Origin of the sequence: Streptosporangium sp. NPDC049078 (genome assembly GCF_040648855.1) — a bacterium.
GTDB lineage: Bacteria > Actinomycetota > Actinomycetes > Streptosporangiales > Streptosporangiaceae > Streptosporangium.
Genome location: NZ_JBEZEL010000005.1, coordinates 91,932 through 108,982, shown reverse-complemented (window position 1 = coordinate 108,982; position 17,051 = coordinate 91,932). Strand labels below are relative to the sequence as shown.

Annotated in this window: 19 protein-coding genes; 8 read left to right on the top strand and 11 right to left on the bottom strand. The window is 67.8% G+C overall.

The window, feature by feature from the left end; translation table 11 throughout:
* Positions 1-338 precede the first annotated feature (338 nt).
* From AB0B90_RS09620 to AB0B90_RS09605, 4 genes are read left to right on the top strand one after another with little or no spacing between them, the layout of a single operon-like run.
* Positions 339-869: an EF-hand domain-containing protein gene (locus AB0B90_RS09620; protein ID WP_350944102.1), complete on the top strand. Its 531-nt coding sequence runs from the start codon at positions 339-341 to the stop codon at positions 867-869.
* Positions 870-918: 49 nt separating this feature from the next.
* Entirely contained in the window at positions 919-1,989 is a 1,071-nt protein-coding gene (locus AB0B90_RS09615) for an isocitrate/isopropylmalate family dehydrogenase (protein ID WP_350944103.1), read from the top strand.
* A complete protein-coding gene (locus AB0B90_RS09610) occupies positions 1,986-2,609 on the top strand; it encodes a cysteine hydrolase (RefSeq protein WP_350944105.1) in 624 nt (207 codons plus the stop codon). Before AB0B90_RS09615 ends, AB0B90_RS09610 begins: the two co-directional genes overlap by 4 nt.
* The gene (locus AB0B90_RS09605; protein WP_362921924.1) at positions 2,579-3,454 is read left to right on the top strand and encodes a class I SAM-dependent methyltransferase; all 876 of its coding nucleotides are present in this window, start codon (positions 2,579-2,581) and stop codon (positions 3,452-3,454) included. Before AB0B90_RS09610 ends, AB0B90_RS09605 begins: the two co-directional genes overlap by 31 nt.
* A 57-nt stretch (positions 3,455-3,511) precedes the next feature.
* Here AB0B90_RS09605 and AB0B90_RS09600 read toward each other — a convergent pair whose 3' ends face one another.
* The 5 genes from AB0B90_RS09600 to AB0B90_RS09580 all read right to left on the bottom strand — a co-directional run bounded on the left by AB0B90_RS09600 (position 3,512) and on the right by AB0B90_RS09580 (position 7,908).
* Positions 3,512-5,902, bottom strand: coding sequence for an AAA family ATPase (locus AB0B90_RS09600; protein WP_362921922.1), 2,391 nt, complete (start codon positions 5,900-5,902; stop codon positions 3,512-3,514).
* A 223-nt stretch (positions 5,903-6,125) separates the two neighbouring features.
* Positions 6,126-6,410 carry a hypothetical protein gene (locus tag AB0B90_RS09595; protein ID WP_362921920.1) on the bottom strand — a complete coding sequence of 95 codons (285 nt, stop codon included), beginning with the start codon at positions 6,408-6,410 and terminating at the stop codon, positions 6,126-6,128.
* Positions 6,407-6,892 (bottom strand): hypothetical protein, encoded by a 486-nt coding sequence (locus AB0B90_RS09590; RefSeq protein WP_362921918.1) that lies wholly within the window; start codon positions 6,890-6,892, stop codon positions 6,407-6,409. The genes AB0B90_RS09595 and AB0B90_RS09590 overlap by 4 nt, the downstream gene beginning before the upstream one ends.
* Positions 6,889-7,206 carry a hypothetical protein gene (locus tag AB0B90_RS09585; RefSeq protein WP_350944112.1) on the bottom strand — a complete coding sequence of 106 codons (318 nt, stop codon included), beginning with the start codon at positions 7,204-7,206 and terminating at the stop codon, positions 6,889-6,891. The genes AB0B90_RS09590 and AB0B90_RS09585 overlap by 4 nt, the downstream gene beginning before the upstream one ends.
* A 42-nt stretch (positions 7,207-7,248) precedes the next feature.
* Positions 7,249-7,908, bottom strand: coding sequence for a DJ-1/PfpI family protein (locus AB0B90_RS09580; RefSeq protein WP_362921916.1), 660 nt, complete (start codon positions 7,906-7,908; stop codon positions 7,249-7,251).
* Positions 7,909-8,031: 123 nt separating this feature from the next.
* On the opposite strand from AB0B90_RS09580, the gene AB0B90_RS09575 reads away from it, so the two are divergent.
* Positions 8,032-8,985, top strand: a complete 954-nt coding sequence (locus tag AB0B90_RS09575; RefSeq protein ID WP_362921914.1) for a helix-turn-helix domain-containing protein — start codon at positions 8,032-8,034, stop codon at positions 8,983-8,985.
* A 284-nt stretch (positions 8,986-9,269) separates the two neighbouring features.
* On the opposite strand, the gene AB0B90_RS09570 is transcribed toward AB0B90_RS09575, so the two are convergent.
* From AB0B90_RS09570 to AB0B90_RS09560, 3 genes are all read right to left on the bottom strand, one after another.
* Positions 9,270-9,767: an HAD domain-containing protein gene (locus tag AB0B90_RS09570; protein WP_362921912.1), complete on the bottom strand. Its 498-nt coding sequence runs from the start codon at positions 9,765-9,767 to the stop codon at positions 9,270-9,272.
* A 205-nt stretch (positions 9,768-9,972) separates the two neighbouring features.
* Complete coding sequence (locus AB0B90_RS09565; RefSeq protein ID WP_362921910.1) at positions 9,973-10,536, bottom strand: hypothetical protein; 564 nt, start codon at positions 10,534-10,536, stop codon at positions 9,973-9,975.
* A gap of 106 nt (positions 10,537-10,642) precedes the next feature.
* Positions 10,643-10,927: a hypothetical protein gene (locus AB0B90_RS09560; protein ID WP_350944119.1), complete on the bottom strand. Its 285-nt coding sequence runs from the start codon at positions 10,925-10,927 to the stop codon at positions 10,643-10,645.
* Positions 10,928-11,126: 199 nt separating this feature from the next.
* Here AB0B90_RS09560 and AB0B90_RS09555 point away from each other — a divergent pair, with 199 nt between their 5' ends.
* Together AB0B90_RS09555 and AB0B90_RS09550 are read left to right on the top strand one after the other, a co-directional pair.
* Positions 11,127-11,696, top strand: coding sequence for a GNAT family N-acetyltransferase (locus AB0B90_RS09555; RefSeq protein ID WP_362921908.1), 570 nt, complete (start codon positions 11,127-11,129; stop codon positions 11,694-11,696).
* A 258-nt stretch (positions 11,697-11,954) separates the two neighbouring features.
* Positions 11,955-12,503: a hypothetical protein gene (locus AB0B90_RS09550; RefSeq protein ID WP_350944123.1), complete on the top strand. Its 549-nt coding sequence runs from the start codon at positions 11,955-11,957 to the stop codon at positions 12,501-12,503.
* Between the two features lie 141 nt (positions 12,504-12,644).
* Here AB0B90_RS09550 and AB0B90_RS09545 read toward each other — a convergent pair whose 3' ends face one another.
* The 3 genes from AB0B90_RS09545 to AB0B90_RS09535 all read right to left on the bottom strand — a co-directional run bounded on the left by AB0B90_RS09545 (position 12,645) and on the right by AB0B90_RS09535 (position 15,135).
* A complete protein-coding gene (locus AB0B90_RS09545; protein ID WP_350944124.1) occupies positions 12,645-13,322 on the bottom strand; it encodes a response regulator transcription factor in 678 nt (225 codons plus the stop codon).
* A gap of 417 nt (positions 13,323-13,739) precedes the next feature.
* Positions 13,740-14,123, bottom strand: a complete 384-nt coding sequence (locus AB0B90_RS09540; RefSeq protein WP_350944125.1) for a hypothetical protein — start codon at positions 14,121-14,123, stop codon at positions 13,740-13,742.
* A gap of 157 nt (positions 14,124-14,280) precedes the next feature.
* Entirely contained in the window at positions 14,281-15,135 is an 855-nt protein-coding gene (locus AB0B90_RS09535; protein WP_350944127.1) for a helix-turn-helix transcriptional regulator, read from the bottom strand.
* A 558-nt stretch (positions 15,136-15,693) separates the two neighbouring features.
* On the opposite strand from AB0B90_RS09535, the gene iscB reads away from it, so the two are divergent.
* Positions 15,694-17,049, top strand: a complete 1,356-nt coding sequence (iscB, locus tag AB0B90_RS09530; protein ID WP_362921905.1) for an RNA-guided endonuclease IscB — start codon at positions 15,694-15,696, stop codon at positions 17,047-17,049.
* The last annotated feature ends 2 nt before the right edge of the window (positions 17,050-17,051 follow it).

Here is a 17,051-nt window from a genome sequence, read left to right as displayed (position 1 = left end):
CCTGTGCGAACAGCCACGCCCGCTGCGCACGCGGCACGGGCCGCGACGGCGTGTGCAGCACGCCCAGCCGCTGGGTGGCACAACACCTTTTGCCCGCGCCCGCATCGCCACCACGCGAGGCCGAACAGCGGGCGGCCAACCGGAACGACCCAAAAAATGACTGGAACAATTAGGCTATTTAATGCCTTGGCGTAATTCGTTCCATTATTAACATTTGACTTCTTTTGGTCGCAGATCACGATGTAAACGTACGAGTCACGGCCCCACATAATCGTGTACAGTCGAGGCCACGATTTCCCTCTTCGTTTCGAGTGGCGACCAAAGAAAGGTCATGCAATATGCAGAAAGAAGCAATTGATCGAGTAGGTCTTGTCTTCACCCTGCTCGACGCCGACGGCACCGGCTTCCTGGAGTCCGACGACTTCGAGCTCATGGCGAGCCGGGTCGTCGAGGCGGCCTCCGACTCCGACGACGCGACCAAAGCCGCCATGCTGGCCGCCTTCCGGGGCTACTGGGCGGCCCTCTCCTCCGAACTGGACGCCAACGACGACGGCCGCATCAGCTTCGAGGAGTACGCCGCGTGCGTCCTGTCTCCGGAGCGTTTCGACGCGGCGATCAGCGACTTCGCCGAGGCGCTGGCCGAACTGGGCGACCCGGACGGCGACGGGCTCATCGAACGGCACGTCTTCATGGCGCTCATGACGGCCATCGGCTTCGAGCGCGCGAACATCGACGCGCTCTTCGACGCGTTCGGGCCCTCGGAAACCGACCAGATCACGGTCTCGGTCTGGGCCGCCGGCATCAAGGATTACTACCGCCCGGAGAAGGCCGGAATTCCGGGCGACCATCTGGTCGGAGGACTGATCTGATCGAGACAACGGCAGCCTGACACCCCTGGCCTTCGATGAAGGAGTACACGTGAAACTCGTTATCGGACTTTCCGTCGGCCGGGGAACGGGTCCCGAGCTCGCGACCGTCTTCGAGCGGGTGCTGGCCGGAATCGCCGATGCGTATTCGGTTGAAATCGGTGTCACCCGGTCACAAAGGCTCTATCACTCCTACTCATCACTGAAGGCCGGCACCGACGTCGAGCGGGTCCGTGAACTCACCGGGGAGGACGCCGATCACTACGCGGACTTCTGCCGCACGCTGGCCGCTCTCGGCGTTCCCGCCGTCTTCCGCACGGCTGTCAACGCCCAGTCGCTCTACCTGGTCCGCCGACGCCTGCAGGCGGTGAAGGTCGACGTCATGACCACCCCGGAGGCGTCACTACTGCTGGTTCGGGACCAGGCCCAGGGCTTCTACACCGGGGAGAACACCCACGTCCCAGGCGCGCTGGTCCGCACCATGGCGTTCAGCCGGGAGATCACCGAGAAGGTCATCGCCTTCGCCGTGCGGCGTGCGCGGCAGGAGTGGCCGGACGGCGGAATCGGCCAGATCGTCATGGCGTACAAGTTCCACCTGCTCGACGGGGCCCTCGACGAGTGGGTCGCCGAGAGCGCCGCGCGGCACGGCGTCGAGATCCGCCTGTTCCAGCCGGACACGGTGAACCGCAACCTGATCGAGCACGGCCCGCATCCCCGCACGCTGATCATCGCGGGCAACGAATGGGCCGACATCATGCACGTGGTCCTGCTGGACCGCTTCGGCTCCGAACGCCAGGAGAACCGCTGCACCGAGAACGTCTATCTACATCCCGACGCGGCCGGACTGGTCGAGTACCAGACCGTGCACGGCTCCGCCGACGACCTGGCCGGAACGGACACGGTCAACCCGGTGGCGACCGTACGCGCCGCGGCGGCGATCGCCGAGCGGCACGCGGGCTGCGCCGGAGCGGTTCGGCTGGTAGAACGCGGTCTCGAATCACTCGGCCGCCGAGGCATCGGCACTCCCGACCTCGGCGGACGGCACTCGACCACCGCCATGGTGGACGCACTGCTCGACGCGCTGGAGCCCGCGGGGCTGCCGACCGCGGCGGTTAACTCATGACCACCGCGCTGGTCGTCGTGGACCTGCAGAACGACTTCTGCGTCGGACCGACCGCTCACGCCCGCTACTCCGGCGACCCCGCGACCCTGGAGTCCGTCGCGACGCGCACCGCGCTGGCCGTCGACCGGGCCCGTGCCCGCGACATGGAGGTGATCTTCGTCCGGTTCGTCGGCGACGCCGAACATCAGGGTCCGAGCTGGCGGCGCCGGGATCGCATACAGAACAAGCCGCTCAAGTGTCAGGAAGGTTCGTGGGGCGCGGAGTTCCACCGGGTGTCACCTCTGCCGGGAGAGCATGTCTTCACCAAGCGAGCGTGCTTCGACGCCTTTCTCAGCCCCGGGTTCGAGCAGCACCTCGTCCACCGGGGCGTCGAACGGCTCGTCTTCGCGGGCCTGTACGCAGACGTCTGCGTGGACTCCACCGCCCGGACCGCGTTCCAGAAGGGCTTCCACATCACGGTGCTGACCGACTGCACCACCGGTCGGCACCTACCGGACGCGGACGTCATGCGCTTCATGGCCCGTCTCTATGGCGCTCACCTGAGTGCCCACGACCATCCGTGGGTGCCCCCGACCGGAGAGGAGGACGCGTGCCAGGTGTCGAAGGCGGCGTCGGCCTGACCGCCCTCATGGTCGCCGCCGCGCGGGCGATCGAGACCCACCGGCCCGACGCTCTGGCCGCCGACACCTACGCCGAGCACTTCGTACGCGCCGCCGAGGCGTCCGTGGCCTGGCCGGTCCGCCCGGCACAGGTTCCGGGCGGGGACGCCAACCCCCTTTGGGGCAGGCTGGGGCGCTACTTCGGTCTGCGCACCCGAGTCCTCGACGACTTTCTCATTCGCTCGGTCCACGGGAGCGCCCGGCAGGTCGTGCTGCTCGGCGCGGGCCTCGACACGCGGGCCTTCCGGTTCGGCTGGCCACCGGGCCGGGTCGTCTACGAGATCGACCGCGACGGTGTGCTGGCGTTCAAACACCACGTGCTCGACGACTTCGCCGCCGTCCCGACGACCACCCGGCGCCCGATCGCGGCCGACCTGCGCGAGGACTGGGCCCGGCCGCTGCTGAACACCGGCTTCGACCCGGCCGTACCGACCGCGTGGCTGGCCGAGGGCCTGCTGCTCTATCTCCCGTCGGCCGCCGAGCGGCGTCTCATCGACACCGTGGACCGCCTGAGCGCCGGGGGAAGCACCCTGGGCTTCGAGGTCAAGCTCTGGACGGAGTCCCCGCAGGTCCGCGCCAGTCCCGTCTACGTCGCGACCAGGCAGCAGATCGGCGTGGACCTGCTCGCCCTGTTCGACGGGGAGCCGCGCCCAGACTCCGCCGGCCGCCTGCGGGAGCTGGGCTGGTCCACCGCGATCCACACGCCCTTCGACTTCACCCGCCACCACGGTCGCGGCCCGCTGCCCGAACCGAACGACGCCCTGGCGAGCAACCGCTGGGTGTTCGCCGACAAACCCGGCGCGTAGGTCTGATCGGCTTCTTGGCTGCAAACACCTGATGGCACCACCGCGACCCGAGCCGCCTCAGTCCCGCACGGACAACTGCTTCCGCAGCGCACGCGGCACCGTCCACGACGACGTGTGCAGCACGCCCAGCCGCTGGGTGGCGCGGGTCAGGGCGACGTAGAGGTTGTTGAACCCGCGTGGCGACTCGGCCACGATCAGACCGGGCTCGACCACCAGCACCTCGTCGAACTCCAGGCCCTTGGCCTGCCGCACGTTCAGCACGACGACGGGCCGGGGCGCGTCGGGGTTCTCGCCGACCGACGCCTCCGGCACGCTCGCCGCGATCGCGAGTCCGAGCGGCTCCAGCAGCGAGTCCGGCACGATGACCGCGAGCCGCCGGTCGACCAGTCCTGCGGCCTCGGCCGCGACGACCTCGACCAGCCGGTCGGTGAGCTCCTCCTGCGGCACGCGAAGTGCCCATGGCCCGACCCCGCTCTCCCGTACCGAGACGGGTGCCTCAAGGTCGGCGTCGATCTCCGTCAGTACCTCGGCGGCGACGGCCATGATCTCCGCGGGCACCCGGTAGTTCCTGGTGAGGTTCGCAAGGCGCCAGCGGCCCTTGACGTAGGGGTCGAGCACCCGCCCCCACGACAGGGTGCCGCCCGGCTCGCCGCTCTGCGCGGTGTCCCCGACGACGGTCATCGACCTGGCCGGACATCTGCGCATCAGCAGCCGCCAGGCCATCTCCGACAACTCCTGCGCCTCGTCGACGATCACGTGCCCGAACGTCCAGGTCCGGTCGGCCGCCGCGCGCTCCGCCGAGGTGCGGTGGTCCTCCTCCTCGTGCCGCCCGGCGAGCGTCTCCGCGTCGATCAGGTCGTTGACCGTGAGGATCTCGGCCTCCTGGTCGTCCTCCAGGTCGGTGGCCCGCGACCCCATCGCGACGTCCAGCACTCCCTGCGCGTAGCGGACCCGCTCACGCCGTTCGCGCTCCCACCGGATCCGCTCCGCCCTGGTGTCCTCCCCGAGCAGTTCGGCCGCCTCGTCCAGCAGCGGCACATCGGCGGGCGACCAGCCGCCGCCGGGCTCCCGCAGCAGCGACGCCCGATCCTCGGGGGTGAACCCCGGCGTCGCCGAGGCGATGCGCTCCGGCGAGCCGAACAGGTCCGTGAGCAGTCGCTGTGGCGTCAGGTCGGGCCAGAGCTCGTCGAGTGCCGCGAGGACCGCCTCGTCGGTGAGCATCTCCCTGCGGATGCCCTCCACCTGGTCGGCGTCCAGCAGGAGCTCACCGTCGAACGGATCGGTGGCGACGCGTTCGGCGTACTGCTGGGCGAGGACTCCGCTGATCTCCCGTACCACGATCGGCCTGGCCGGGTTGTGCAAGAGCAGGGAGGACCGCGCCAGGTCGCGTACCCGCTCGCAGGTCCGCCGGTCCAGGCGCAGTGTCTGTCCCTCGTACTCCACCTCAAGGTGGTCCTCGGGCACCCACTCGCGGTCGCGTACCGCGGCGGCGACCACCTCGGCCATCGCCGACCGGCCCTTCACCTCAATGGTCTCCGGTCCTTCCTCCCGTTCCGCGGTCACCCCGGGATACAGCTCGCCGATCGTCGACAGCAGCACGCTCGTCTCCCCCAGCGCGGGAAGCACGTTTCCGACGTAGCGCAGGAACGTCGCGTTCGGCCCGATGACCAGCACCACCCGCCGCGCCAGCTGCTGCCGCCGGGTGTAGAGCAGATAGGCCGCGCGGTGCAGCGCCACCGCGGTCTTTCCCGTCCCCGGCCCTCCCTGCACGACGAGCACTCCGGTGTGCTCGGAGCGGATGACACGGTCCTGCTCGGCCTGGATCGTCTGGACGATGTCGGCCATCCGGCCGGTTCTGCCCGCGTTCAGCGCGGCCAGCAGGGTGGCCTCGCCCGCCAGCCCCTCGTGCCTGGTCCCCGCCGCGGATTCGAGGTCGAGCACCTCGTCGTGGACCTCGATCACCGTACGGTCGCGGTCCTTGATGTGCCGGCGCCGCCGGACGCCCTCCGAGGTGACCGCGGTGGCGAGGTAGAACGGGCGGGCGGCCGGTGCCCGCCAGTCGATGAGCAGCGGGGCAGCGTCCTCGGCGTCCTCGGCGTCCTCTGCGTCCTTTGCGTCCCCGGCGTCCCCGGCGTCGTCGGTGCCTTTGGCAACGGATGCGGTGGTGGCGTCGTCGGCGAGCAGGCCCATCCTGCCGATGTGGCGGCGCTCGCCGTCGAGCATGTCGAGCCGTCCGAAGCACAGGCCGTGCTCGGCCGCGTTGAGCTGGGCGAGGCGTTCGGCGTGGGCGGCGTGGGCGGCCTCCCTCTCGACGCGCGCCTGAGCGTTGCCGCCGGTCGTCGCGAGCACCCGGGTCAGCCGTTCGGTGACGTGTTCGCGGAGTTCGTCGAGCCGGCCGTACAGCATCGACACGTACTCCTGCTCCTCGCGCAGCACCTCGATTGACAATGGCACTCCCCGTGATATAATTGACCAGTAGACGTGTTTGTTTTTATTTTTTGAACGGCCAGCAGTGTAGCTTTCGCCGACGCGCCCGTCTACTTTCTCCCCTCTTCAGTCAATGCCGGGCAGCGCCCCTTTTTTGCGGGCCGATCCCCCTGGGCCCGAGCATCACCGGAGAAACGGCCGACGTAGTCTCAGAACGTGGCGTGACGAGGTGTCCTGCGGTCGCCTACAGTTCGTTGTCCAATGGCCACCGTTCCAGTTGCTCAGGTGACGCGGCTCGCGACGCGAGGAGGCCGCCGATCCCGGGAACGAGCGCGAGCCCCCACACTCTGCGGCGTCCGCCCATGACGAGGATGGCCGTGATGACCGTGGCGGTGTAGGCCAATCCGTGCACAGGGCCGAGGACTCGTGAGACTTCCGGCAGGTGAACGGTGACGATGTTGGTGAGCATCAGCACGAGCGTGACGAGTTCCACCGTGCCGACGATTCGCAGTATGCGACGCGAGCTCATAGTCCGACTCCCGTGGTCGAGCCGGGCCGGTAGATCATGAGGACGACGACGATCACCCACAGCAGGTTGAACACGCCTGTCAGCATTCCGAGTCGGCGGGCGATCCTGTCAGGCACCGCCTCGTCCACGTCGTCCGAGCCCGCGTCGAGCGTGCGGACGACGCGCGTCTGATCGGGCAGGATGAACGCGATCAGCAGCGCAGCGGCGGTGGCGGTCAGGATCATGGAGACGATCAACCATATGTCGTCCAGCACACCGATGCTCGCGCCGGTTGCGATGCCGAACACGGGAACGAGCACTCCGATCACCGTGTAGACGCGGGTGATGCGGTGCAGGATGCGCACCACGGCAACGTTCCTCGGGTCATCGGGTGCGGCGAGGGCGAGGCGCGCGAAACGTGGGAGCATGCTCGCAGCGATGGCGACCGGGCCGATGGTGAGGATGACCGCGAGCACATGGACCGAGAGTAGGAACGCGCTCACGCGCCGGTCCGCTCGCCGGTCACGCGCGCGCGTGGCAGTCGCCCGGCGCGGGACTCGCCGGTGAGGGCATCGCCGTTGACGGTGACGTCGTATTCGAGGTTCAGTCGTAGCGGCTTGGTGATGCACTGTCGCCAGGTGACGCGCTGACCGTCCGGGCCGTCCTCGGCCGCGATATCCGTGAGGGACGTGGTTTCGCCGCCACCACTCGCGCTACCGCGGATCACCCCATCCTCTTGCTCGAAGTGGTAGTCGGCTTCGATGGTGCCGACGGGTGTCTTCATACGCAGCAGCCAGGTTCCGGCGATGGTGCTCATGTGTTCGGGACTTCCGTTCTCTGAGGGATCGGGGTGAATGGATCAGGCCGCAAGCCGGCGCGCGCTCTTCCAGGTGGTCCCGCGGCGCTCGTATTCGAAAAGCTCCTCGACCGCGTGCGCGGTGTGGGAGCCGAAGTCGCGTTCGAGCAGGTACAGGGCGACGTCGAGGCCCGAGGTGACACCACCGCCGCTGATGAGGTCACCGTCGTCCACCACGCGTGCGCGGATGGTGTTCACTCCCGTGGCGTCGAGCATGTCGATGCCGAGCACATGCGTGGTCGCGGTGCGACCCTCGATGAGGCCGGCCATCGCAAGCGCGAGTGAACCCCCGCAGTGAGCCGCGACGGTGATGTCCGGGTTGTCGAGCGCGCGGCGCATCAGGGGCATCGCGTCGCTCGACACGAACCGGCCCAGAAGAACGGGGATGGTCTCGTCTCCGGCATCGGGATCTCCCTCGACGGGACCGGCCGCTCCTGGGACAAGCACATAGCCGGGCGCATCAGGGTCCAGCGCGGCGACGGCCGTGAGGGATATCTGGGGCGTACCGGATCGCACGATGCCGGGACCGCTCGCGCTGACGAGTTCCACCGCGAACGCTCCGCCGAGGAAGTCACTGCCGGCGGTGAGCGCCTCGAACGGGGCGATGACATCGAGCGGGTCGAACCCGTCGAAGAGCACGAACTGGGCGCGGAGCTGAGGCATGGATGGTTCCTTTCAATGGACGGCTCCTTCCCATCCTCGCCTTCGCCGGCAGGTCAGACCAATGGCTATCGAGACAGAGAACACCTGAATCCAGCCACACGCTGAGATGGCTATCATCCGAGGATGTACACGGTTGTCGTGCTCGCGCTTCCCGATGTGATCGCCTTCGATATGGCCACACCCATTGAGACCTTCGGACGCGTACGCCTACCGGACGGAAGGCCCGGATACCGGCTTGTCGTTGCCGGCCACGAGCAGTCGATCCAGGCAGGCCCCCTGCGCCTGGCAATCGATGAGGGACTGGACGCGCTCGAACGTGCCGACCTCATCGTGGTACCGGGGAGGAACGACCCGCTGCAACCGTCGCCGCCCACGGTCCTCGCAGCCCTTCGTGCCGCAGCGGAGCGGGAAACACGGATCGCGTCGATCTGCGTCGGCGCCTTCACCCTGGCCGAGGCGGGCTTGCTCGACGGCCGGGACGCGACGACCCACTGGCTCGCCGCGGACCAGTTCGCATCCAGGCACCCCGCTGTCCGACTCAACCCCGACGTGCTTTACACGGACAACGGGAACATCCTGACATCCGCCGGCGCCGCATCCGGTCTCGACCTGTGCCTGTACATCGTCCAGCGCGACTACGGAACGGCGGTCGCGGCAGACGCCGCCCGCCTCGCGGTCGCGCCGCTGCACCGCCCGGGCGGGCAAGCACAGTACATCGTCCGGAACCGAGCGACCTACCGGACGACGACTCTTGAGCAGGCGCTCTCATGGATCGAGGCGAACGCGCACCGCGACGTGGTACTTGCGGACATCGCCGCCGCGGCCGGTATGAGCGTGCGCACACTGACCCGCCGATTCAAGGACGAGACAGGGCAGAGTCCTATGCAGTGGGTGTCGGGGGTGCGCATCCGTCACGCGCAGGAACTACTCGAAACCACCGACCACACCATAGACCGGATCGCCGCCCAGACCGGATTCCCGACGACGAGCAACTTTCGTGCGCAGTTCGGCCAAGTCCTCGGCGTCACACCGGGCGCGTACCGCAAGGTGTTTCGCCCACAGGTGTCCAGGACATGAACGGCCTTGGATACGAAAGGAACCACATCAGTCCTTCATCGTCTTGATGGTCACCGGGGCGTCGGGACTTGGCATGTCCGCCTAGGCTGCTGGCCTGCCAGCGGGCGCGGAGCCTGCCCGTACCGCCGCTCCGGAGCCTTCCCCACCTGGAACACCAACGCCTCCGGACCCATCGAAGCCAGAAACGTCCAGGACCTGCTGGCTCAGATCAACGACACCGAACTTCAACACCCATCATCAGGAGGATCTTCCAGCCTGCTGGGCGCACGAAAAGGGGCGGGGGCTTACAGAGCTCGAAGCCATCGATCAAGGACTGCGAAGTCTTCGTCCGCGAGTCCTCGGTATGACTCCACGCGGTGGAGGAGAGCCCGGCCGCTATGGTGCCTGGAGACCCACCCCCTGTCGGCGTCGGTGATCTCGTCGTCGACCCAGGCGAATGGGCGTCCGTCCGCCCACTCCACCAAGGTCCGGGTCTTCCAGCAAAGCCCGAACCATTGGTCTTCACGTTCATGCCGGCCGTTTGACTCCGGCCAGCTCACGACAGGCAGCCGTGGCAGCCCGACTCGGGGCGCTATCTCGGCATTCGCCGCGTCTTCCCAGGTCGTCGCCCAGACGAGTTCACAAGGCAGCGCCGCCAGCCGACGCCCCGTCTCGGAGGTGAGCCGCGCCAAGCCGGAGTCCGGTGCGGTAGCCCGTGGTGCGCGTTGCGGGTCCTCCCCAAACGGGAGAAGTGGCCCGTCGACGTCGAGGAAGAGCAGCGGGCGTACGGTATGGCCGGTCATACCGCGATGACCTGGTCACATTCGATGAGTACGCTGCGCTCGAAGCGGGCTCCGGCACGTACGAGAGCGACCAAGCGGGGCCCACAACGCATCGGGACTGTCAAGATTCCTCTAGAAGCTCGGCGGCGGCCTTGGGATCCATGATGTTGGACCAGACCTGTTCTGCGGGCAGGAGGTCACGTTCGGGCAGTGCGTATTCGGGGAATCAGCCGTCCGTCTCGCAGCCGGGAACCCGGCCCAGGATCATCGCGACCAGGTTCGCCGGGACTGAGCCGGTAATGCGAATCGCCGCGTAGGTTTCGTTGCCGTTGTCGGCGCGGACCTGGATCCCGAGGCGGAAGCCGGAGAAGTCAGCAGCGTGTTCGTGGCCGTCGTGCAAGGATCCACGTGCGAGAGCGCGGATCGTGGAGTTGAGTCGTAGGGCGAATCTGGTTGCCGCTTCGAGCTGGTAGCGGTCTTGGTCGTCACGGGTGGGTAGGAGATGCCCGCTGTAGGTGCCGGTGGTCAGGGCATGATCGTGCTCGGCGTTGTAGCGGGCACGGGCCGCTTTCCCACTGGTTTCCAGAGCGGTGTAGAAGTCATCGTTGGAGCCGTCTTCGCGGGTCCCGGCGGCGACCATCCACATTGGGATCTCGGCCTCGGGGTCGTCCGCCCATACGGCTCCGCGCCAGCGTTGCACCTTCACCTTGAACAGCACCACATCATCGATGGCACGGATGCGCTCATGCGCGGCGCCAAGATCGGCAAACTGCTCGGATGCCTTGTCCAACAGCGGGTGGCAGACCATGTCCAACGGAGTCCGCGCGGACGGTATGAGCAGTTTCAGGTCGTCACGGAGGACGCGCAACGTAGGACGGACGCGGTGCATGGAGATTTCATTCCTCCCAATCGCCGGTGCCACCGAGTTCGTTGATGCGGTCGGGCGTCAGGCCAGTGAGCAAGGACACGTTGGACGACAAGGAACCGTCCAGGACCTTCATCGACTCGATCATCCCGCGGCGGATCTGTTCGCGCTGCTGGTCGAGGTAAGTGCGGACCGCTGCAGCGACCAGGTCTTTCTTGGTCATCCCAAGGAAGTGGGCTGCTTGGGAGATCAGTTCGTCGGTCGCCGGGTCGACTTTCAGCGGTGATTGCCGCTTGGCCGGGTGGGGCATCGTCATGACTTCCTCCTTTCCGCTCCCACGGTACCCAGGTACCTCAAGGTAGGTAAACATCAGGTGAAGTGCTCCAGAGATTCCGGACAGCCTCCCAACATCGGGGAGCGCATGTCGAAGGTGGTCACTCCGGCCACCGGGCGCTGGAAATCCGCGCCGCCTCTCGTCGACCCGTCGCATGATCCCCGGTGGTTAGGATCGCGGCATGCCCGCCTTCCTTGAGACCGAGCGGCTCGTGTTGCGGCCGTTCACCGAGGCCGATGCCGAGCATCTTCTCGCGCTGGACAACGATCCCGACGTCATGCGCTTCATCAACGGTGGCCGGGCGACGACTCTTGAGACGATCAAGGCACGAAGCCTGCCACGGCTCCTGCATGTTCACCCGTGCTTCGGGACCCGTGGTTACTGGGCCGCGGAGGAGAAAATCGGCGGTGTCTTTCTGGGCTGGTTCGAGTTCAGGCCCCTGGCCGACCACAGCCCCGCCGTGGTCGAACTCGGCTACCGCCTGCACAAGGCCGCCTGGGGCAACGGCTATGCCACGGAAGGGGCGCGAGCCCTGATCCACAGGGGGTTCACCGACCTCGGGGTGGAACGGGTGACCGCGAACACCATGGCGGTCAATGCGGGATCCCGGCGGGTGATGGAGAAGGCGGGCCTGTCGTTCGTCCGAAGCTTCACCGAGGACTGGCCGGAGGCCATCGAAGGTTCCGAACACGGTGACGTCGAGTACGAACTCACCCGGGCCGAGTGGGAGCAACGAGGCCGGGACAAATAACCCTGAGCTTCCCGTGGCGACCCGGCTCTGGGTGCTGTCTCGGCATTCGCCTCGTCCGAGTGGTGCCCATGCTTCATGCCTGAAGGCGTGGGTCGCGTCGCGATCGCGGATCGTCCGGCTTGATCCGGGCGCCTTGTGATCGCGGTTCGCAAGTCTCCGTAGGCGGTGCTCAAGCCTCCGGTAAGCGGGACGCCGTATCACTGGAGGACGACACCCGCAGCGAGCAGAACGGCGGGTCTCACCTTCCAGGAGTCCACCATGAACCGTCGCGCGATCCTCTCGGTGACCACCGCCCTCGCCTCGGCCGCGGCCCTGGCCGTCGCCCTCCCCGCCCACGCCGAGACTACCAAGGCGAGCGGCTGCAGCATCCAGCCGTACGGTCTCATCGGTGCCCGCTGGGCCCAGCTCGGCGGCGAGAACGGCAAGCTCGGCTGCCCGACCACGACGGAGCGCGACATCTACCAGAACAACGTCGGCTGGGCGGGCCGCCGCCAGACGTTCGCCCGCGGCCAGATGGCCTGGTCTCCCAAGAACGGCCCCAACCTGGTGGTGGCCGCCTGGTCGAGCAACGGCTACGCCTACTTCGACTGGCGCACGACCGATCGCGCCTTCGACAAGTTCCTCGTCCGCTGGACCAGTGCCGCCGACCCGAACGGCGCCCAGGAGGACTTCATCGGCGGCATCCGGGGGCGCTCCTACACGCGCATCCGCACCAACAGCGGCTACCGCTGGAACGTCAAGGGCTGTGACACCGGTGTGTTCGGCTCCAGCTGCCAGAAGACCTGGACCATCTCCGTCACCGGCTGACCTGCGATGGGCGACCCTTCGCATCCGCCTGCCGTCGGTGCGATGCATGCGGGTGTCGCGGGTTTCGTTTCCTGGCCGGCTCGTCCGCACGACAGGAGTCCGTGCCCGCTCCGCCCTTCTGCCACTCGCCGGTGATCACGCCTAGTTCATCCGGCTGGACGAGCCTCCCGTGTCCCGGCAACGGAGCAGGCCGAGTTCGGTCAGGTCGTCGAACCACAGCCAGCCCGCCTCCCTGGCGATCCGCACCGCCTCGACGCGCGTGCGGGCGTCGACCTTGTTGAGGATCCGTGCCAGGTAGTTGCGTACCGTTCCGCCGGACAGGCAGAGACGGTCGGCGATCTCCCCGACCGGCGCCCCCTCGGCCGCGGCCTGCAGGACCTCCAGTTCGCGTGCGGTGAGCGGGTTTCTCTTCGCGTTGAGTGCGGCGACGGCCAGCTCGGGGTCGACGACCCGCTCGCCGGCGGCCACGCGGCGTACGCAGTCGGCGAGCTGGTCCGCGGGGGCGTCCTTGACGACGAAGCCGCGCGCCCCGGCGTCCAGCGCCCGGCACAGCGCGGCCGGGGTCGCGAGCCCGGTCAGGATCACCGTCCCGCACTCGGGGAGCCTGCGGTGCAACTCCGCCGTCGCGGTGAGGCCGTCGGTGCCCGGCAGGCCGATGTCGACGAGCGCGATGTCCGGGCGGTGCAGCAGGCAGGAGCGGACCACCTCGTCACCGTGGCCGACCTCGGCGACGACCTTGATGTCACTCTCCGTGGAGAGCAGGGCGACCATGGCTCCCCGGACGAGATGCATGTCCTCGGCGATCAGGACACTGATCATGAATCGTCTCCCCTTGCTGCATCGCGCGCTCTCACCCGGCCCGGGGACACTACCCAAGGAAGTCGGGTGACTACCGCAAGTCCGAGTTAAACACGAAACAGGGGGCGTTGAACCATGATTCGCGCAGGTAGGAGACTTCAGCGCGCGGAAAATAGGGGTAGGCGGTCATCGAGTGCGCTCTCAAAAAGTACGCGCTACCCGTACGAAACGACCTAAAAGGCCGTAAGAATCAGGGACAAAAAGCGGTGCACCCCCTTCCCAGGAGCGGTCGGTTTCGTGTTCGCCGAACGCCGGACGCCGATTCCGGGGAAGGACTTTCGACTGCGGTCCGTTACCGGAACGCCGCCGCGCCGGACGCGGTCGGACCGAGACGCCCCCGATGGACGCGGTCAGACCGGCGCACCCCGCTGTGCGCGTTCAGACCGGCGCCGCGGCCTCGTGATGTTCCAGCAGGACGTCGGTCAGCAGGTAACCGCCGTGGATCAGGTGGGCCAGCGGACGAGTGCGCAGTTCCCGGTAGTGGTCGGCGATCCGGACCGCCGCCGCGGCCGGAGTGGCGGCACTCGTCCACAGCGGCCTGTCCCGTTCCTCGCAGACGGGGACGATCCACCAGAAACGACACGCGTCGTCCAGGCGGGCGACCAGGCCGTAGTAGACGGAGATGACGACCTTTCCTGACGGCAGGCGGTGCACGTCCGCCGGGATGTTGTGGGATCGGGCCAGCAGGGCCGCCAGCTCACGAGCCCGGAGTTCGACTGAGGGGCACTCAACGTCTTCTGGGGTTCTGTGATCAACGGTCACGCTGGCGAGAGTAAAGATCCAGAGGCTCCCGCCTCAACGATGTTGCGCGATGTTGCGAGTCCGCTCCTCGCGAAGAATCGCCCATCACGAGACCGCACCGCTCAAAGGGGCGTCTCGCGGGGCATCGTTCTCACGAAACTCCGCTCCTGATGGCGCTTCACCTCTCGCGGAACGCACTCGCCGCGGTTCGCAGCAGTGCGCGGGCCTCCTTCCCGTACACCGCGGCGCCGCTCAGCGCCTGGAACGCCTTCTCGTACACGACCACGTCGCCCGGCGCCTTGTGCTGGATCTGACCCGGCACGGTGTCGACGCGGACGCGGTTGGCGTCGTATATCCAGAAGTTCTCCGGTGGCATGAGCGGCGGCCTGATCGTCGCGGGGACGATACCGAAGGACACGTTCGCGGTGCCGGAGGTCAGATCCGCCAGCCGGTCGAGTTGGGCGACCATCTGCTCGGGGCCGACCAGTGGCGTGCGGAGCGCCTGTTCCCCGACGACGAACGCGAACCGCTTGCTCCCGTTGCGCAGGATCTCCTGCTGTTTCAGCCTCGCCGCGACCGCGGCGTCGATGTCGTCGGGGATGCCTCGGAAGTCGATGACGGCGCGCAGGTGACCGCGGGCGTAGTCGCCGGTCTGGAGCAGGCCGGGGACGGCCGAGTGCTGCCAGACGCGGAACTGGTGGGTCTTGTCGTACAACGGCTGGAACGAGCGCTGGACGTGGCCGAGGCCGCTCTCCTCCAGGCGGCGCCACTCGGTGTACATCGCGTCGATGTTCTGGGCGGCCGCGATGAGGTCGACCACCTGCTCGTCCGCGTCACAGGCCTCGCACCAGGTGCGGATGTCCGCCTGGTTGGGCATCTGGACCGCGTTCTCGATCTTGGAGATCTTGGTGTGGTCCAGGCCGGTCTTCGCCGCCAGCGCTCGCCCCGTCAGCCCGGCGTCGGCGCGGAGCGCCCTGAGCCTGGCGGCGAGAATGCCTTTGGCCTCGTCGATGCGTGCTGTGGAGGTCGCCATCTCCATCACCTTGTCACCGCGAAGGGTTACTGCTCCGACAGTACGGCGGATGTTGCGATCTGTCTCAAATGTTGCAAATAGTTGCGAGCACGCTCCCATCAAACCCGACACCCGCTCACCGACGACCGGAATCCCCGGATCGGACTGTCAAGATCAGCCGAGCGTGAACGTCCTGGCACGGATACGGTGTCGGCTGGAAGGGTGGCCCTCGTCAACGACCCCCTCCTGAAGGAGGGGGCTTGAGGCGCAGCGATGCGCTTTGAAGCCCCGCGTTGACCAGCCCTGGTCATCAGCTCAAGGAGGTGCATTTTGATGGCCACGTTGAACACAAGATCGCAGACCCACCGGCGGGTGCTTCCTCAGCCTGCCGCTCTGGAATCCGTGGGAGCAGACACGCCCGAGGGTGGGCACGAAACGGCTCACGGAGACCGCCGCCAGGCGGTACCTGGTGTTCAACCCGGGCGAGGGGAGATCGAACGGACCGGCACCCGGCCTGTTCGGCGTCACCCCCAGGGCGCTTCGGCGTCCGAGGGAGCGAACCGTGAGGTTCACCCGGCCGTGTTCGTCCTGGACGCCCACGGCCACCCGCTCGACCCGTGCCATCCCGCCCGTGCCCGCCGCCTACTGGCGGCCGGGCGGGCGGTGGTGGCCCGTCACACCCCGTTCGTTATCCGCCTCAAGGACCGGCTCGTCGCCGACTCCACCCTCCAGGGCGTCGCGGCCGGTATCGACCCCGGCTCCAAGCACACCGGCATCGCGGTGTTCACCGACCAGGCCGCAAGCAGGACCGGACGGTATGCGATCCAGCTTGACCACCGAGGCGGGCGGATCCGTGACAAGCTCACCACCCGCTCGCGGTATCGAAGGCGACGCCGTAGCGCGAACCTGCGCTACCGTGCCCCCCGCTTCAACAACCGCACCAAACCGCAAGGGTGGCTGACACCCTCCCTGCGCCACCGCGTGGACACGACGATGTCGCAGGTGCTCCGGCTGGCCCGGCGGGCTCCCCTCACCGCCGTGTACGTGGAGAAGGTCTCCTTCGACACCCACACCCTGTCGGCCGGAAGGCCGCTCGAAGGAGTGGAATACCAGCGGGGCACCCTCGCCGGGTACGAGGTCCGCGAATACCTGCTCGCCAAGTGGGGGCGCGCTTGCGCCTACTGCGGTGCGAGCGATGTGCCGCTGAACCTCGACCACATCCACCCCCGCGGCCGGGGCGGCTCCGACCGTGTCAGCAACCTCGCCCTGGCCTGCATCGGCTGTAACCAGGCCAAGAACGCCACCCCGATCGAGGAGTTCCTGAAGGGCAGGCCCGCACTCCTGGCGAAGATCCTCAAGCAGGCCAAAGCGCCGCTGCGCGACGCCGCCGCCGTCAACGCCACCCGCTGGGCGCTGTGGCGGGCACTGCAGGCGACCGGCCTGCCGGTCGCGACGGCCTCCGGCGGGCGCACCAGGTGGAACCGGTCCCGAACCGGCGCCCCGAAATCGCACACGTTGGACGCCCTGCACGTCGGCCACCTGGAGACCGTGACCGCCTGGCCGTCGAAGGTCCTGGTGGTCACGGCGACCGGGCGCGGCACCTACGCCCGCACCCGCACCGACCGCTACGGCTTCCCCCGCCTACGGCTACCCCGGACCAAGCAGGTCAAGGGGTTCGCCACCGGCGACCTGGTCCGCGCGACCATCCCGACCGGCAAGAACACCGGAGTCCACACCGGACGGGTCGCGGTCCGCACCACCGGCAGTTTCAACATCACCACCCGGCACGGCACCGTGCAGGGCATCGGCCACCGCCACGTCCGCCTGCTCCAACGAGCCGACGGCTACGGCTACACCACCCACCCAGAAGCGCGGCATCGTGCCGCGTTTCCTCCCCCGCCTGAAGGCGGGGGTATCCACGCTGGAGGTATCTGATG

Coding starts and splice junctions, on each gene's coding strand:
- AB0B90_RS09585 (WP_350944112.1), bottom strand. CDS start 7,206: ATGAGCACCATCGCCGGAACCTGGCTGCTGCGTATGAAGACACCCGTC.
- AB0B90_RS09575 (WP_362921914.1), top strand. CDS start 8,032: ATGTACACGGTTGTCGTGCTCGCGCTTCCCGATGTGATCGCCTTCGAT.
- AB0B90_RS09535 (WP_350944127.1), bottom strand. CDS start 15,135: ATGGCGACCTCCACAGCACGCATCGACGAGGCCAAAGGCATTCTCGCC.
- AB0B90_RS09610 (WP_350944105.1), top strand. CDS start 1,986: ATGACCACCGCGCTGGTCGTCGTGGACCTGCAGAACGACTTCTGCGTC.
- AB0B90_RS09545 (WP_350944124.1), bottom strand. CDS start 13,322: ATGATCAGTGTCCTGATCGCCGAGGACATGCATCTCGTCCGGGGAGCC.
- AB0B90_RS09560 (WP_350944119.1), bottom strand. CDS start 10,927: ATGACGATGCCCCACCCGGCCAAGCGGCAATCACCGCTGAAAGTCGAC.
- AB0B90_RS09595 (WP_362921920.1), bottom strand. CDS start 6,410: ATGAGCTCGCGTCGCATACTGCGAATCGTCGGCACGGTGGAACTCGTC.
- AB0B90_RS09570 (WP_362921912.1), bottom strand. CDS start 9,767: ATGACCGGCCATACCGTACGCCCGCTGCTCTTCCTCGACGTCGACGGG.
- AB0B90_RS09550 (WP_350944123.1), top strand. CDS start 11,955: ATGAACCGTCGCGCGATCCTCTCGGTGACCACCGCCCTCGCCTCGGCC.
- AB0B90_RS09580 (WP_362921916.1), bottom strand. CDS start 7,908: ATGCCTCAGCTCCGCGCCCAGTTCGTGCTCTTCGACGGGTTCGACCCG.
- AB0B90_RS09620 (WP_350944102.1), top strand. CDS start 339: ATGCAGAAAGAAGCAATTGATCGAGTAGGTCTTGTCTTCACCCTGCTC.
- AB0B90_RS09555 (WP_362921908.1), top strand. CDS start 11,127: ATGCCCGCCTTCCTTGAGACCGAGCGGCTCGTGTTGCGGCCGTTCACC.